At 43.4% G+C, this 16,696-nt stretch carries 17 protein-coding genes; 9 read left to right on the top strand and 8 right to left on the bottom strand.

The genetic code is table 11. The annotated features are described in order from the left end of the window. The first annotated feature begins 52 nt into the window (after positions 1-52). The 4 genes from BM043_RS07665 (at position 53) to BM043_RS07650 (ending at position 2,208) form a co-directional block, all read left to right on the top strand. Positions 53-652 (top strand): YkgJ family cysteine cluster protein, encoded by a 600-nt coding sequence (locus tag BM043_RS07665; RefSeq protein WP_092790413.1) that lies wholly within the window; start codon positions 53-55, stop codon positions 650-652. Positions 653-718: 66 nt separating this feature from the next. Beyond that, complete coding sequence (locus BM043_RS07660; protein ID WP_092790411.1) at positions 719-1,081, top strand: phage holin family protein; 363 nt, start codon at positions 719-721, stop codon at positions 1,079-1,081. Then, positions 1,071-1,454 (top strand): hypothetical protein, encoded by a 384-nt coding sequence (locus BM043_RS07655; RefSeq protein ID WP_092790409.1) that lies wholly within the window; start codon positions 1,071-1,073, stop codon positions 1,452-1,454. The genes BM043_RS07660 and BM043_RS07655 overlap by 11 nt, the downstream gene beginning before the upstream one ends. Continuing rightward, a complete protein-coding gene (locus BM043_RS07650) occupies positions 1,426-2,208 on the top strand; it encodes a geranylgeranylglyceryl/heptaprenylglyceryl phosphate synthase (RefSeq protein ID WP_092790407.1) in 783 nt (260 codons plus the stop codon). The genes BM043_RS07655 and BM043_RS07650 overlap by 29 nt, the downstream gene beginning before the upstream one ends. Here BM043_RS07650 and BM043_RS07645 read toward each other — a convergent pair. The 6 genes from BM043_RS07645 to panC form a co-directional block, all read right to left on the bottom strand. Further along, positions 2,205-3,131, bottom strand: coding sequence for a helix-turn-helix domain-containing protein (locus BM043_RS07645; RefSeq protein WP_092790405.1), 927 nt, complete (start codon positions 3,129-3,131; stop codon positions 2,205-2,207). The genes BM043_RS07650 and BM043_RS07645 overlap by 4 nt on opposite strands. Positions 3,132-3,268: 137 nt before the next feature. Continuing rightward, positions 3,269-4,408: an acyl-CoA dehydrogenase gene (locus BM043_RS07640; protein WP_092790404.1), complete on the bottom strand. Its 1,140-nt coding sequence runs from the start codon at positions 4,406-4,408 to the stop codon at positions 3,269-3,271. A 95-nt stretch (positions 4,409-4,503) separates the two neighbouring features. Further along, positions 4,504-5,190, bottom strand: coding sequence for a zinc metallopeptidase (locus BM043_RS07635; RefSeq protein ID WP_092790402.1), 687 nt, complete (start codon positions 5,188-5,190; stop codon positions 4,504-4,506). A 31-nt stretch (positions 5,191-5,221) separates the two neighbouring features. Further along, a complete protein-coding gene (locus BM043_RS07630; protein ID WP_092790401.1) occupies positions 5,222-6,223 on the bottom strand; it encodes a lysylphosphatidylglycerol synthase transmembrane domain-containing protein in 1,002 nt (333 codons plus the stop codon). Positions 6,224-6,225: 2 nt separating this feature from the next. Next, the gene (gene panD, locus BM043_RS07625) at positions 6,226-6,573 is read right to left on the bottom strand and encodes an aspartate 1-decarboxylase (protein WP_092790399.1); all 348 of its coding nucleotides are present in this window, start codon (positions 6,571-6,573) and stop codon (positions 6,226-6,228) included. 25 nt (positions 6,574-6,598) lie between these two features. Then, positions 6,599-7,447, bottom strand: coding sequence for a pantoate--beta-alanine ligase (gene panC / locus BM043_RS07620; RefSeq protein WP_092790397.1), 849 nt, complete (start codon positions 7,445-7,447; stop codon positions 6,599-6,601). 126 nt (positions 7,448-7,573) lie between these two features. On the opposite strand from panC, the gene BM043_RS07615 reads away from it, so the two are divergent. The 3 genes from BM043_RS07615 (at position 7,574) to glmS (ending at position 11,669) form a co-directional block, all read left to right on the top strand. Further along, positions 7,574-8,386, top strand: coding sequence for a glycogen/starch synthase (locus BM043_RS07615; RefSeq protein ID WP_092790395.1), 813 nt, complete (start codon positions 7,574-7,576; stop codon positions 8,384-8,386). Continuing rightward, positions 8,346-9,707, top strand: a complete 1,362-nt coding sequence (locus tag BM043_RS07610) for a DUF4270 family protein (protein ID WP_092790393.1) — start codon at positions 8,346-8,348, stop codon at positions 9,705-9,707. Before BM043_RS07615 ends, BM043_RS07610 begins: the two co-directional genes overlap by 41 nt. A gap of 120 nt (positions 9,708-9,827) precedes the next feature. Beyond that, positions 9,828-11,669: a glutamine--fructose-6-phosphate transaminase (isomerizing) gene (glmS, locus tag BM043_RS07605; protein ID WP_092790391.1), complete on the top strand. Its 1,842-nt coding sequence runs from the start codon at positions 9,828-9,830 to the stop codon at positions 11,667-11,669. A 28-nt stretch (positions 11,670-11,697) separates the two neighbouring features. Here the strand turns inward: glmS and BM043_RS07600 are convergent, their stop codons facing one another. Then, a complete protein-coding gene (locus BM043_RS07600) occupies positions 11,698-11,934 on the bottom strand; it encodes a Kazal-type serine protease inhibitor family protein (protein ID WP_092790389.1) in 237 nt (78 codons plus the stop codon). Between the two features lie 150 nt (positions 11,935-12,084). Between BM043_RS07600 and prfA the strand changes: the two genes are divergently transcribed. Both prfA and BM043_RS07590 read left to right on the top strand, forming a co-directional pair. Next, positions 12,085-13,161: a peptide chain release factor 1 gene (prfA, locus tag BM043_RS07595; RefSeq protein ID WP_092790387.1), complete on the top strand. Its 1,077-nt coding sequence runs from the start codon at positions 12,085-12,087 to the stop codon at positions 13,159-13,161. Positions 13,162-13,245: 84 nt separating this feature from the next. Beyond that, a complete protein-coding gene (locus tag BM043_RS07590) occupies positions 13,246-13,770 on the top strand; it encodes a GNAT family N-acetyltransferase (RefSeq protein ID WP_092790385.1) in 525 nt (174 codons plus the stop codon). Between the two features lie 7 nt (positions 13,771-13,777). Here the strand turns inward: BM043_RS07590 and BM043_RS07585 are convergent, their stop codons facing one another. Beyond that, on the bottom strand, positions 13,778-16,594 hold the full coding sequence (locus tag BM043_RS07585; RefSeq protein WP_092790383.1) for a YCF48-related protein: 2,817 nt from the start codon (positions 16,592-16,594) through the stop codon (positions 13,778-13,780). Positions 16,595-16,696: the final 102 nt, after the last annotated feature.

The following is a 16,696-nucleotide window of genomic DNA, read 5'->3' as shown; positions in this document are numbered from 1 at the left end:
TGAACCATTCACTCTTACTTCATGTACTTTTGTACTGCATTTGACATAATTAATGAATCTATTCGAGAAATCTCAAGCTGTACTGGAATTATTTGGTCAGCTGGATCTAGAGACCAAGGAACTGGCTGATCAAGGAGGCCTAGCGTGTATTTCAGGTTGTGGGCGCTGCTGCTCCAGCCCCAAGGTCACTGCCTCGCCATTGGAGTTTTTGCCCTTGGCTTTTGATTTTTATGAAAAAGGCACGGCTAATCAGGCCTTGGAGAGCTTAGAAAATTTACCCGAATCCGGTCAGTGCATGATTTATCGAAAGACTTCTGAGGACGGGAGTTTTGGTTTTTGCTCCAATTATGCCAATCGAGGGATGATCTGTAGGATTTTTGGGAGTGCTGCCCGGCGAAATAAAAATGGAGTCAAGGAACTGATCACCTGCAAAATTCTAAAAGAAAGTAAAAAAGAAGCCTTTGAAGAGCTAAGTGTACAAATCAATCAAGGAAAGTCCATTCCTATGGCTACCGAGTATTACAGTCAGCTCAATGATCTGGATCAGTATCTTTCTGAATCCTATCCGATCAATGTCGCTATTCGTAAAGCAATAGAGGCGGTAATGCGATTTCAATATTATCGGCAGGAAGAGGATGCCTCCAGTGTATAATTTTTTTGCTCAAGCCATTTAAAGTATATTACGAACTCTATTCATCTTTCACCTGTTTTTTGAAGTATGCTTAATGTCAGCGAAATTATACAAACTGTCAAGAGTCTCATAGAGACCCGTGTGAACCTCGTCAAATCCGAGATTCAGGATGAAATCATGGCGATGGTAAGCCGGGTTATTCTCCTGATGGCGATGGTGATATTGGTACTTTTGGTCTTTTTATTTCTGAGTCTTTCTTTGGCTTTTTATCTCAGTAGTCTCGTCGAATCCCCTTTTATGGGGTTTTTGCTGGTTAGTTTGTTGTATATGCTGATTTTATTGATTTTATACCTCAGTCGGTACAATCAAGGAATTCAGAAAAAAGTACAAGATGGAATAAAGAGTTTTATTTTTGACAAACTCAAGGAAGAGGATTCTGATGAAAAATGAACTTGAAAATAAGGCTGAAGAACTGGAGCAAACCCTTCAAAAACAGCTGGACTTACTAAAAAAAGATTCTGAAGATTGGCTCAAAGTCGGTGGAGCAGTCCTCGTCGGAGGGCTTTTAGCCTATACTATCGTAAAAGCCAGCAAACGAAAAAAAAGCAATAAAACCCAACGCGCCATTGACGTATTGGAGCGAGAAGGCTTGCTCGACGACGATCTTCGCAATAAAATCACCAAACCAAAAAAATCTACTTTTTGGCCGAGCATGAGTCAGCGACTCTTGATATTGGGCTTGGCACTTGCCAAAGAAAAATTTTTTAAAGATTTATTCAACCCCGATAGCGATCATGAGCAGAAACCCAAAGAAGGTCGCTAAGACGCTAAAGCAATTCGCCAAAAATCAGAAAAAAGGAGTGGCTTGGTTGATCGACCCCGAGAAAGTTACCTCGGAGACGTGGACTCATTTTTCAGGATTTGATAATGAGCGCTCAGTCCCAGATTTGATTTTTTTGGGAGGAAGTACCTATAGCGGAAGCGGATTGAATGATTTGGTTACAGAAATCAAGAATCGATGTCAGGCTGTTCCCCTAGTTCTATTTCCGGGTTCCCGGTTTCAGTTTTCCGAGGAAGCCGACGCCATTTTATTCTTATCCCTGATCTCAGGCCGCAATCCGGAGTTTTTGATCGATCAGCAAGTCCAAGCGGCACTTTCGATCTCTCAGTCCGGACTGGAAGTACTGCCTACCGGTTATATTTTGGTCAACAATGGGGAGGTTTTGAGTGTGCACCAAAGAAGTCAAACCCTTCCACTCTTAAATACCGAAAAGCAAAAAATCCTTCAAACCGCGTTAGCAGGGAAACTTTTGGGAATGAAATATATTTTCTTGGATGCGGGAAGTGGAGCCTTGGGATCAGTGGCACCTGATATTATCGAATTGGTCAAGAAGCAAATCGGAGCTACCCCACTGATGATCGGTGGAGGAATCGATAGTCTTCAAAAAGTGCATCAGTCGTTTTCTGCAGGTGCGGATTTGGTAGTGATTGGTAATGGCGTAGAAAAAAACCCCGGTTTTCTCACCGAGGTTTTAAGCTATCGCAATTGGCTTAATCACAGCCTAATAATCAATTAAGGATTAATGAGCGATTCTCTTCTGCGCATTTTTCCGGCAGGAACGCCGTACATCATCTTAAATCTTCTGCAGAAGTAAGCAGTATCTTTATATCCGACTTCTTTGCCGATATCCCGAATGGATTTTTTGGTTGTTCTCAAAAGCTCCACCGCTGCTTCCATGCGTTGATATTCGATATAATCTTGAGGATTGATTCCAGTCAGCATCTTGAAATACTGTCCTACATAGTCTTCTGACACATTGGCGATTTTTGCCAAGACTTTGTTAGAAAGATCACCGTTGAGATTGGTCTTGATAAATTTAAATAGCTCGATCAATCTCGGATCTTTGAAGTAGGTGACATTGGTAGAAATCTCCTCTACGAATAGGCGATTTTTCAAAATATGCCGCAACAATTCAATAACCAGAAGTTCGGTTAGCGCACGAAGTGAGCGCTCTTTTCCGACAGAACTCACCTCTTGTTCTTTCATCAGATCCTCGACGAGCATCGCAAGGCGATCATTGAATCGAATGATAAAAGGAGGAATGTCCAGGGAATTGAAGAAATTGACTACATCAAAAACTTTTGATTCAAAACTTATGACAGAGATACAGTCATCTTCGGAGTTTTTAATATCCCGAAAACTTATAGTCTGCAGATATTTACGCTTATTGTCGCGAAATGACTCCATTTCGAGTTCAGAGAGTTTGGAACTGCTTCCGAAAGTCAAAGACGTCTTTTTCTCACCGGGCAAAAACAAAATTTCACCTTCATTGAGTATCTCCTGATCATCTCCGAATTTCAGGCTACCATGATGGAGCAAGATCAACATATTATCAAATTCCTTGTGATCCGTGACGGTCACCGGCTTTTCAATTTGATAATTAAAACCGCGTAAAAATCGGATATTTACCGATTCAATTACCTTGTTGTAATATTCCATTAAATTTTTGGATAAATCTGAATGTTCAAAAATATAACTTTTCCAATTTCAGAACAGTAAAAAAGGGAATAAAAAATTAATAAAAGTTAAGAAGGGCATAATTTTTTGTAATTAGGCCCTTCAAATTCATGATTTTTCTATCTCAAAAGGCTTCTTGATATGACTATTTTTTGAATTTCCGAGGTCCCCTCATAGATCTGAGTGATTTTGGCATCTCGCATAAGTCGCTCGACGTGATATTCTCTGACATAGCCATAGCCCCCATGGATTTGGACCGCTTCGGTGGTCACATTCATAGCGACTTCTGAGGCATACAGCTTAGCCATGGCCGATGCGTAGGCGTAATCTTCTCCTTGATCTTTCAGCACGGCAGCTTTATATACTAACATGCGCGCCGCTTCAATCTGGGTCGCCATATCGGCGAGTTTAAACTGTATCGCCTGATGTTGGCTGATGGGTTTTCCAAAAGCCTTTCGCTCTTTGGAATAAGCCAGCGAAAATTCGTAGGCTCCGGCAGCAATTCCCAATGCTTGGGCTGCGATACCAATTCTACCCCCATTGAGGGTTTCCATGGCAAAATTAAAGCCAAACCCTTCCTCACCAATTCGGTTTTCTACGGGTACTTTGACATCGGTGAACATCAAGGAATGCGTATCCGAGCCTCGAATACCCATTTTATCTTCTTTTTTTCCAATTACAAATCCATCCCAATCCTTTTCCACAATTAGGGCCGAGATTCCCTTATGACCTTTACTATGGTCAGTCTGTGCGATGACCAAATAAACTGAGGCCGAAGAACCGTTGGTAATCCAGTTTTTGGTCCCGTTTAGGATATAGAAATCTCCTTCTCGTACAGCTTCTGTCCGCTGAGAGGTGGCGTCTGAGCCTGCCTCCGGTTCAGAGAGACAAAATGCCCCCAGGATTTCTCCCGAGGCAAGCGGTTTCAGGTATTTTTCTTTTTGTTCTTCCGTTCCGTATTTCTCCAAACCCCAACAAACCAAAGAATTGTTGACCGACATAGCGACAGAAGCAGAGGCATCGATTTTGGACAATTCCTCCATGGCAATCACGTAGGAAAGTGTGTCCATTCCACCGCCATGGTACTTTGGATCGACCATCATGCCGAGAAATCCCAACTCGGCCATTTTTTGTACCTGTTCTGCTGGAAATCTCGCTTCGATATCCCGATCAATCACTTCTGGCAACAACTCTTTCTGCGCAAATTCTCTAGCGGCTTCCTGTACAGCCAAATGCTCTTCTGTCAATTGAAAATTCATTTCTCAGTTCGGGTTTATTTAAACGTTGGGAATTTATAGTAAAAAAAGAAAAGGGGCAAAATGTTGCCCCTTTCCGAATTTTATTTTGATTTGAATCAATCTCGATTCCCAAAGAAAACAAATATGTAATATGCTAAAGTAGCAAGTGATGCAAGCGCAGCAACTACATAGGTCATGGCAGCCCATTTTAGGGCGTCTTTTGACATCGCATATTCTGATGTCGTCACAATATTTCTGGTTTTCACCCAGGCGAGTGCACGGTTGGATGCGTCAAATTCGACAGGCAAAGTGACCAAAGTAAACAAGGTCATCACAGAATAAGAACCGACGACGATATACCCGATAATCGGCACAGGTAAACCGAGCGCAAATCCTCCAAATAGGGAAGCGATTAACACGACGTTTAGTATTTTCCCGGAAACATTCTGAATGGGTACCAAGGTCGACCGAAGGTTTAACCAAGCGTAATTTTTGGCGTGCTGAACGGCGTGGCCGCACTCGTGTGCAGAAACTGCAGCCGCAGCGGCATTTCGTCCATAATACACATCCGGACTGAGGTTCACAGTTTTGTTCATGGGATTGTAGTGATCCGTCAGTTGCCCCTCTACAGAGAGAACCTGCACATCGTGGATATTATGGTCAGCCAGCATCAGTTTGGCAATCTCCGCACCGGAAAGGTTGGCTTCCAGGGCAGTTTGCGAGTATTTTTTGAATTTACTTTTCAAGCGGCTGCTGACTACAAAACCGAGAATTGCAAATACGACTACTATTAATATGATCATTGTTTAATTGTTTGCAGGATTGAATACGAAGTTAGGGTTTGGCGGGTTTTATCCAAGCTGCTTTTTTCATGACGATTGCCCAACTCACTAATCCGCCTACTAGAATCAGTAAGACTTGGGTGCCATGAATTATCGCTGCGAATATTTTCCCGTCCTCTTCCGCTACTCCAAACTGTATCAAAATAAAGGCCACTAAAGCATGAAAGGTCCCAATGCCACCTTGAACGGGTGCTACCATGCCAATACTTCCCATAACCATGACCAATAGTACTTCGCCTAGAGACAAATTGGCAGTACTTTGGATTCCCAAGGATACAGTATACATGGTGAGAAAATAAATAATCCAGATGAACACCGAGCTCAACCAAAACCCGGCAGGATTATCTAGCTCTCCGATTCGTTTGATTCCTCCGATAAGCTCCCGGGTGAATTGCTGAATTTTTTGGATTAAGCTATGTTGTCTAAATCGTCTAAAAACAATCCAAAAAAACACAACTAGGATTAGGGCAATAGTTAGGAAAAGCGGTAAGTTATCGATCAACTTTGCTCCCAAGGAATCCAAGTCCACCAACTGTCCGGCTAGATTAAGAAAAAGTTCTCGCTCCACCACAAAAGCCAGGAATATCGTGCCTACCAAAAAAAGTAAATCTATGGAACGCTCCAAAATAACAGTACCGATCAAGTGACCCATGGATACGCCGTTGGTCCTTACCAAAACACCACATCGGGCCACCTCACCTGCTCTCGGGACGACCAGATTGGCCAAGTATCCAGCCATCACCGCATGATAGGCATCTCCAGAACTGACTTTTTTTCCTTCGTCTTCCCGAATCAACAGCGTCCATCTCCAGCCCCGTATCCAGAAGCCCAACAATGAAATTGCCAGCGAAAACCCGATCCAAAACCAATTACTGCTTCGAATCTGGACAAGGAGTTCTTCGAGCGCGATGTCTTTATATAAAAACCAGAATATCCAGCCTGCTAAAGCTAAGGAAACACTCACTTGTATGATTTGCTTTAGCCTTTTGTTCATGATCAAATCAATTTATTCTGATCATCCGGAAAAATGACTACCGGTTTAAATTCTTTTGCCTCTTCGAGCTCCATTCCTGCGTAAGAAATGATAATCACGATATCACCCACCGCCACTTTTCTGGCAGCAGGGCCATTGAGGCAGATCTGTCCACTTCCCCGCTCCCCTTTGATTACGTAGGTTTCGAGGCGTTCGCCATTATTTACGTTAACGATCTGGACTTTCTCATTTTCGATCAAATGAGCCGCATCCATCAAGTCCTCATCGATCGTGATGGATCCGACATAGTGAAGCTCCGCCTGAGTGACTTTCACCCGGTGGATTTTCGACTTCATGAGTTGAATTTGCATTGGCTTAGTTTTTCAGGCCGCAAAATTAAGCATTTATTGGCATGTTATCGATCAAACGGATTTCTCCAACAAAAGCTGCCACACAGATCGAAGATTTTACAGCGGGATCATAGCTATCCAAAAGTTCAAATTTTTCCCGCTCGACTAAGGAAAAATAGTCCAGTTTTACACCCTCCTCTTTTTCAAAAAGGGTTTCTACGGATTTTTTGATCGCATCCCAGGCATGGCCTTTCAGCAGGAGTTTTTTGGCATCCGAGAGACTTTGAAATAAGATTAGGGCGAGTTTTCGTTGAGAATCGCCGAGCCTTCTATTTCTTGAAGACATGGCTAGACCATCAGCTTCCCTTTTGGTGGGTACCACATCCAATTTTACAGGAAAGCAAAACTCGCTGACCAATCGATGGATGATTGCTACTTGCTGCAAATCCTTTTGTCCAAAAAAAGCAATATCCGGTTGGATCATATGAAAAAGCTTGGAAACCACGAGCCCCACCCCATTGAAATGACCGGGACGAAAAGCGCCCTCTAAAACCCGCTCCAAAGAACCAAAATCCAGGGTAATTTCAGGTTTTTTGGGATACATGGTCTCGACTGTCGGCACAAATACCGCATCCACACCAGCCTGCTCCAACAATTCTAAATCCTGCTCCAAGCTTTGCGGGTATTTGTCAAAGTCCTCCGGATTGTTGAATTGGGTCGGATTAACAAATATGGAGACGATGGTATAATCGCATTTTTCCAATGACCTGCTAACCAGGTCCAAGTGGCCCTGATGCAAAGCTCCCATCGTAGGTACCAAACCGAGGGTTTTATGGGAATGAATTAACTGGAGGCGGATAGTTTGCCACTGGGCGGGCGTATGGATTACTAGCACAGATTTGGGGGTACTTTTGGGTAAATAGAGGCAAAACTAGATTAATATCCAGAAAAACAACGCATTTCAGGGTTTTTTTATTATCTTTGTGCCGTTGTTTATCACTTTACATTAAAATTTAATAGCATGTCTAAATTACGTATCCTCTACGTTGCCAGTGAAATCAACCCTTTTCTCCAAACTTCTGAAGTCGCCAATTTCCTAAGATCCCTTCCGCAAGCTATGCAAGAGCGTGGTATGGAGATCCGTATTTTGGTACCTCGGTTTGGATTGATCAACGAGCGAAAGAACCGACTGCATGAAGTGGTGCGACTGTCTGGAATCAACATTGCCGTAGGTGAAGAAGAAAAGCCATTGGTAATTAAAGTAGCGTCTATTCCCAACGCCAAGCTGCAGGTGTACTTCATTGATAATGAAGACTATTTTCAGCGGAAGAGCGTATTTCATGATAAGCAACAGAAGTTTTACGAAGACAATGACGAGCGAGCGATCTTTTTCTGCAAAGGCGTCATCGAGACGGTAAAAAAACTCGGCTGGGCCCCTGATATTGTGCATTGCAATGACTGGATGACTTCCCTGATCCCGATGTATTTGAAGACTACCTACAAAAACGAGCCTCTTTTTAAAGATACGAAATCAGTTTTTGCGATCTATAACAATGGATTTTCCCATACATTTGGGGATGATTTGTTAAACAAGGTTAAGATGGTGGACATTGATGACGCTATTTTAGCACCTTTGAAAAGCAAAGACTTCACGGGCTTTATCCGAATGGGCATGGAATATGCCGATTTGGTCGTGAAAGGCAGCGAAGTTTCTGCCGAATTAAACCAACTAATTGAGGATTTCTCTAAAGACAAGAAGTTTGACATCAGCATTGAAGAAGAGGAGCAGGCTCATGAAGAGCTTTACGGCATTTACACTAATCTCGCCGGTTAAGTGGGCCCTTTCGGCCCTTATATCATTAATTTTATTCACATCTTGTTCTGATCCTGCTACGGTAGGAATTGAATTGGCCCCCGGCAATAATCAAGTCGGGGTTTATTTCGCCGAATTCGAACTCCCTGCTGAGATGGTTCTTTTGGATTCATTTAACACCACCAATCAGAGTGTTTTGGTGGTAGGAGAAGAAGAGGATGATTTTTTTGGTAAAACATCCGGCACAGGATTTACGCGGATGTACATCAATTCTACGGAGGACAGACCCGAGACGGAAGCGATTTTGGATTCTATCTTTTTTACCCTAGACGTAGTCAGTGTCAATGGGCAAAATCTGGATGAACCCAAATATTACAGCGTTCATCGATTGACGGAGCCTATTTTGGACACTCTATACTATAATTTTAATTCTTTGGCTTTCGAGGAAAATCCCATCGCATTTGAAGAATTCATTTATGGGGAAACCAAAGACACCGTCGTAAACCTACAAGTAGAGGAAGAGTTTGCAGAGGAGATTTTTGGGAAGATGAAGCGGGGTCCTGAGTTTGAAAACCTATTTTCTTTCCGGGATTATTTTCCTGGCGTGGCCGTAAAAGCACGAGAAGGAGATAATACGACTTCCGGTATCAATTTGGGCTCCAATACAGCAATCGTGGCTTATTTCCATTATCCGGGAGATACAATTGCTGAAAGTTACCGAATTAGCACGCTTTCTTCCAGGAGTTTCAACGGGGTTAAAAATGACCGAAGTGGAACGCCCATTGAACAAATTTCTGAACGGGGAGAAAATTACGATGTAGGTCAAACTGTTGGTTTGAAATCTAATCTAGGATTAACGATTAAATTGGACACATCGCCGTTTGATGAGTTTTTAGACACATTGTCGGGTGTTACCTTTAATCAGGTGACTTTTGAAATTGGAGAAATCAATGAAGTCCCAGATGGTCAAAACCCCCCATCTTTTTTGGTTTCTTATTTCACTGATAGTTCCAATGAGATTCTGAATAGACCAAGTGATCGGCAACCTCTTACGGTTCAAAGAGATGGTCAACCACAAGTTACTCTAGATGAAAATGGTGACGAAGAACCTGCCTATCAGGCGCCTGCAATTGCTACATACTCTTCAGAAGATGAAAAGTATATTGTATCCGTCACATCTTATACTAATGCACTTTTCAGAGGTCAGTTGGAAAGAAAAGATTGGTTACTTTACGCAAATTCTCCAGACACCCAAGGAGACGACTTTAAACGTTCTTTTAGACAGTTTAAAGTCAATCAGAATAATATTAAAGTTAAGGCGATATACTCCAAGACCCGGTAGAATCACCATTTTAAAAATCTTTCAGAATCCACTTTCAAATTTTAAGAAAGTGGATTCTTCTTTTTGGCACGAAAGCTGTTTCTTTGTGGAAGTTCTAACTACCTAAAAGAATTTTTCAATATGTGTGGAATTGTAGCATACGTCGGACAGCAAGAAGCGCTGCCCATTATTATCAAAGGCCTTCGCAGATTAGAGTACAGAGGATATGACTCAGCGGGTGTCGCCCTCTTGGATGCCAAAGGATTGAGTATTTACAAGAAAAAAGGGAAAGTTTCCGAATTGGAAAAACACCTACAATCCAATGGCGAAATCCGCTCAAAAATAGGAATCGGTCATACCCGATGGGCCACCCACGGCGAACCGAACGATACGAATGCTCACCCGCATTACTCATCCTCCGAAAAGCTCGCAATGATCCATAACGGGATTATTGAAAATTATGAGGTTTTAAAAAAGGACCTGCTCCAGAAAGGATACAAATTTCAATCGGATACCGATACGGAAGTTTTTATCAAGTTTATCGAGGATATTCAGCTGCATAATCAATGCTCGTTGGAAGAAGCTCTCCGGCTTGCTCTTCATAAAGTGGTTGGAGCTTACGCCATCGTATTGATCAACAAGGAAGAACCTGACACCCTTATTGCGGCGAGAAAAGGTTCTCCACTTGTCATAGGTGTGGGTGAAGATGAATACTTTTTAGCTTCCGATGCCACTCCGATCATCGAATATACCAATAAGGTCGTCTATCTCGATGATTATGAAATTGCTGTAATTCGTAACAATCGTCTCCAGGTCAAAACCATCGAAAACGTCGAAACCAATCCCTATATCAATCAGCTTGAAATGGAGTTGGAAGCGATCGAAAAAGGAGGTTTTGAGCATTTCATGTTAAAAGAGATTTACGAACAGCCTAAGTCAATCGCAGACTGCCTAAGAGGTAGGCTGGATGCCAAATCGGGCCGATTAGTTTTGGGTGGACTTCGGGATTACATGAATAAATTCCAAAATGCCGAGCGAATTATCATCACTGCTTGCGGAACTTCCTGGCATGCAGGTTTGGTCGCCGAATACCTGTTTGAGGAGTTTGCCAGAGTCCCTGTAGAAGTAGAATATGCATCCGAATTTCGATACCGAAATCCGGTGATCAGCGACAAGGATTTCGTCATAGCAATATCACAATCCGGAGAAACGGCCGATACGCTAGCCGCCATCGAACTCGCAAAATCCAAAGGGGCTACGATCTTTGGCGTTTGTAACGTCGTAGGATCCTCGATTCCTAGGATGACCCATGCAGGTTCCTATACCCATGCCGGACCTGAGATCGGCGTCGCCTCGACCAAAGCATTTACTGCTCAAATTTCCGTTTTGGCCATGATGGCATTGAAACTCGGCTATCAGCGGGGTACCCTGCCTGAAAGCAGATACATTCAGCTTCTTCATGAGCTAGAGGCGATTCCATCAAAGGTGGAAAAAGCGCTCAAAAGCAATGAGGTGATTAAATACATTGCTGGGGAATACAAAGATGTCAGAAACGCACTTTACTTAGGAAGAGGATATAATTTCCCGGTAGCGCTGGAAGGAGCATTAAAATTGAAAGAAATTTCCTATATCCATGCCGAAGGATATCCTGCTGCAGAAATGAAACATGGACCAATCGCGCTAATCGACGAAGAAATGCCGGTGATATTTATCGCGACTCAGGACAGTTCTTATGAAAAAGTAGTCAGCAATATTCAAGAAGTAAAAGCAAGAAAAGGAAAAGTAATTGCAGTAGTGACCGAAGGAGATACTCAGGTTAGACGAATGGCCGATCACGTCATTGAAATTCCCGAAACCCATGAAGCTTTTGCTCCATTAGTGGCGGTAGTACCTTTGCAGTTGCTCTCCTATCATATTGCCGTAATGCGGGGATGTAACGTGGACCAACCTAGGAATTTGGCAAAATCAGTAACCGTTGAATAATCATTAATTAAGGCCTCAGATCGGGGCCTTAATTTTTTTCGCTGCAAGCGCCAACCGTATAAGAGGTTACTCCTGCATTTTGAGCATAGCAATCATTGGAATAAGTCTTGCCGTCACAGCCACATACCGGAGCGTAGATTTCATAGCAGGCTGCAGTTTCATTGATTTTGGATTCATCGATGCAGTCATGAAGCTTTTGCTCTTCCGCACACTGGATCCAAAGCAATGAAGCTAAACTAAGAAAGGTGATTTTGAATGCCTTCATTTTTTCCGCTTTTAACCTTTAAACGATAAATAAACCCAATACGCTACAAATCAGGACTGTTTTCAGATTTTGAATTTAATTTCCCGGCCTTAGAAGACCGGTATTATCACTGCAAATTAATCCTTACTTTTGCAAGGCGAAAGAAAAACCATGCTGGACAAATTACAAGCACTTAAAGATCGATTTGAAGAAGTAGGGCAGTTGATTATTCTACCGGAGTCCATGTCAGACATGAGCAAATATGCCAAACTGTCCAAGGAATACAAGGATCTGGAAAAAGTGGTCGAAGCCTATGATGAGTATAAGCTCATTTTGGAAAATATCGATAGCTCAAAGCAAATATTGGACAAAGAGAAAGATCCTGATTTTCGGGAAATGGCCAAGGCTGAGCTCGATGATTTGAAGGAGCGAAAAATCCAACTGGAAGAAGAGCTCAAGCAGCTTCTCATTCCCAAAGACCCAAATGATTCGAAGGATTGTATCTTGGAAATCAGAGGAGGTACAGGAGGCGATGAAGCCGCGATATTTGCCGGAGACCTGTTCCGGATGTACGAGCGATTTTGTGAAATGAAAGGCTGGAAGTTGACCGTGTTGGATTTGACTTTTGGATCTGCAGGAGGCTATAAAGAAATCATTGCGACGGTATCGGGAGCGGATGTATATGGAATGCTCAAGTACGAATCAGGAGTTCATCGGGTACAACGCGTGCCCGCTACAGAATCCCAGGGCCGTGTGCACACCTCTGCGGCTTCCGTGGCGGTTTTGCCCGAAATGGACGAAGTGGAGGTGCATCTCGATATGAATGATATTCGAAAGGATACCTATTGCTCCTCTGGGCCAGGAGGACAGTCTGTTAACACGACCTATTCCGCTGTGCGATTAACCCACAATCCTACGGGACTGGTCGTGACTTGTCAAGATGAAAAATCCCAGATCAAAAACTTTGAAAAGGCGCTTAAGGTGCTTCGTTCCCGCCTCTACGAAATCGAGCTGGCCAAGCATAATGAAACCGTGGGAGCCCAACGAAAATCAATGGTAGGAAGTGGTGATCGGTCTGATAAAATCCGAACGTACAATTATCCCCAATCCCGGGTCACCGATCATCGAATCAATAAAACAGTTTATAACTTGCCGGATGTGATGGAAGGCAACATCGAGGAATTCATTTCTGCACTTCGATTTGCCGAAAATCTCGAGAAAATGAATACTTCTGGATTGGAGGAATAAAAAAACCTTTAGAATAAATTTTTCGGCATCATTGGTGTTTGTAGATGAAGCCTATTATCTTGAATAATTAACCATCAACCCTTTATGATCATTGCCGGAGAACGATCCATTAGCCTTGTCACTTGGAATGAAGCCCACTTCCATCAGCTTTATCCCCTTGCCAATAATCCCAAAATCGCAATGAATCTGAGGGATAGTTATCCCCAACCCTACACCATCCACGATGCCAGGCATTGGATAGAGCACAATCAAAAGTTTAATCCTCCTCAAAACTTTGCCATCGAGTTTGAAGGGAAGCTAGCCGGGGCCATTGGTTCAGAGCGGGGAAAAGACGAACTCCGAACCAATATGGAAATTGGGTTTTGGGTAGGGGAATCCTATTGGGGAAAAGGCATCGCTACCGAGGCGGTTAAACTTTTTACAGCCTATCTTTTCGAAAAATTTGACGTGCAGCGGGTTTTTGCCCAGATCTATGACTTCAATGTCGAATCGATGAATGTTTTGGAAAAAGCAGGGTATGTTCCAGAAGCTATTTTGAAAAAGGCTTTTATTAAGAGAGGAGTAATCGGTGACCTTTTTCAGTATGTGAAAATCCGAGACGAAGAGTAATACACTCCTATTCTACCACAATCTTTTTGATCAAAACTCCAGTCCGGCCTTTTAAACGAACTAGAAGAATTCCTTTTGGCAAATCTTGAAAAACAGCCAGGGTCTGTCCTGATGATATCGGTGCGCTCACAATAGACTGGCCTAGTTGGTTGACTATTTCTACGGAATTCCATTTAGACAGGCTTTCTGATTCCAAAAAGAGCTGTCCTGAACTAGGATTGGGATATACTAAAAGAGGAAAATCTCCTTCAGGTTCCAGGGAAGTAATAAAGCTTACTGTCACCGGCAATCTACTGGCCTCGCTAAATCCACAGGAATTCTGCGCACGGACACTAAGTGTATATTCTCCCTCTCGTTCCCAAATCACCCGAACGGATGCGGTTCCCTGTCCCTCTACAATAGAAGCTCCTTCCCCATCGATCGTCCACTGATAACTGTTTTCTCCGACGGGAATTACCTCATAAATCTGCTCGCCGGGCGCGGTTATTCCTTCACCGCTGATTTCTCCTGGTGTTTCGGCTTGAGGCTTGACGAGGATTGGTTTGGATAGATTTGATCCTTCCCCACAGGAATTGCTCGGGACCACTGAAATCGAATGGTCTCCTGTTTCACCCCAAATCACCAAAACTGAAGCCGTGCCTTGACCATTGACAATCTCTCCGCCACTAACTGTCCAATCGTAATCCACGCCGGATTGATTGCTGACGGTGTAGGTGTATTCCTCCTCAATACAAACGGATCCCTCTCCGCCTATTTGCTCTGAAACTCCGGGAATATCATTGACAATTACCTCCAAATAAGAAGTTTCGCCAGTACCACAGAAATTTTGTCGGCTGACAAAAACCCCGTTTCTTCCGGCATCGGTCCATTCTATTTCCACTTCATTGGTGCCTTGGCCGGAAAGTATTTTACCCCCATCCACTCTCCAAAGGATTTCGGATCCTTCGAGAACTGGATCTGTAATGGAATATCGCTCTACATTCAGACAGGAGGTTCCCACTCCTGTGATTTCGCTCAAGCCTCCTGTAGGAGGTACGCAAGAATAGCTGAGGAAAGTTCCGTCATCTCCGACGGCGAAGGCAATGAGTGGATTTCCGGCACTGATTCCTGTCAAATCCCGACTGGTACCCGAGGGAATGATTACCCAAGTTTCCCCGCCATCGCCAGTTTGCATGGTCAATCCATTTTTTCCAGAGATAAATCCTACTTCACTACCAAAAAAATCTACATCCAAAAGGTCTTCATCAGTTTGAATTTCAATTTGTCGCCAGGTAAGGGCTTTGTCTGTAGTTTTGAAAATGGACCCATCGTCTCCGACCACGATAGCCGTCATTTCGTCCAGCTTGGCGAGACCATTAAAGTTTTTTTCGGTCAGAGAAGGAAGCGTAGTCCAAGTCGCCCCTCCGTCAGAATAGGAAATCTGTCCATTTTCGCCAACCGCTATTCCAAACTGAAAGTCAAAAAACATGATTTCTTTTAGATCATTCTGGGTATCCGATTGAATTTCAGTATTCCAAGCTCCGCCTGAATTAAAGGAAGAGGTCACTCTTCCTTCATTCCCAGAGGCATAAATCACTGAAGTGGCGAAAAGATAAAACCCGTTGATTGATTCTGGGAAAGTCGGCGTCAGGTCTATCCAAGCCGAACCGGCATTTGAGGTGCGTAGGAGTTTTCCGCTTGCCGTGGTCAAAAAGCCATAACTGTTATTCCAAAAGTTCATTCCGACCACATCCGAATTTTCCGGTAAAGGTCGGCTGATGATACTTTGGCCTGCATTTGAAGTGACGAAGAATGCGCCATTTTCTCCTCCTATAAACCCGTATCGATCAGTTTTAAAATCTACAGCTTTAAAATCATTCCGAACTCCTGCCATCCGCTGTGTGTAGCTGGATCCGGCATTGGTAGATGAAATCAGATAACCATCCTGCCCGACAGCATATAATGTATTGGTACCGGGGACGAAATGCAGGTCATGAAAAGCTCGGGTATTTGTCTCCCCGAGATTGGCTTTGGCAAAACTTGCCCCTGAATCAGAGGATCGCAGCGCCGTGGCATTTTCTCCCACGATGCTGATTATTCTGCTATCGAGCGAGCTGATGGCAATTTTGCTCAAATTGGAAGTTACGCCAGAATTAAGCGCTGACCAGCTGGCGCCGGCATCTTCGGTTTTAAGTATCGTTCCTGAGTCCCCAACCAAATATCCGATCAAGGAGGAGGAAAATGCCAGTCCGGTGAAATTGGTTGTTTGGCCAAGGTCCAATTTTTTCCAGGTGTTTCCTCCATTTTCGGAGCGAAGAAGCGTACCTGCATCTCCAGCCACATATAGGGTGTCTGAATTTAATTGGAATATATCGTTAAGTGACTCAGTTTGTCCTGACGAAATCAAACTCCAGGATTCCCCTTGGTCTTCACTTTTGAATATTCTCCCTGATTCGGCCACAATTAGCCAATTCAATTCAGAAATTTGGATGATTTGGTTCAAGTCGGCCTCTTCTCCCAGTGAGATTTCATTCCAGGTCTGACCAGAATCTTCGGTTTTTAGGAGCAGTCCATTTTCTCCGACGGCCAATCCGATCTCCTCATTTGCAAAGGCAATCGACAAAACTTTCCCTTCGAATGTATAGGGTAATTCCTGCCAGGATTGTGCGCGGTTTTGAGTGCGGATCAGTAGATTTTCACCTCCAGAAAAGGCGACAGAATCATTGACCCAAAAAATGGACTCCAAGTCCAAGCCCCAACCCTGAAGCCTGGTCCAGGTTTGTGCTTGGTTTTCTGCCACGGAGATGAGGCAAACAAAAGGGATAAGAAAGAAAAGTTTTTTCATCGAAAACCTCAAGATCAAAACAAAAATAAGTTATTTACTCGCTTCTCAAAGCTATCGGCACAATTGAATCGAATAAGGCTAATAAATTTGTCAAAACAATCC

It is taken from the genome of Algoriphagus hitonicola, from assembly GCF_900113375.1.
Lineage (GTDB): Bacteria > Bacteroidota > Bacteroidia > Cytophagales > Cyclobacteriaceae > Algoriphagus > Algoriphagus hitonicola.
This window is presented reverse-complemented; position numbering and strand designations above follow the sequence as displayed.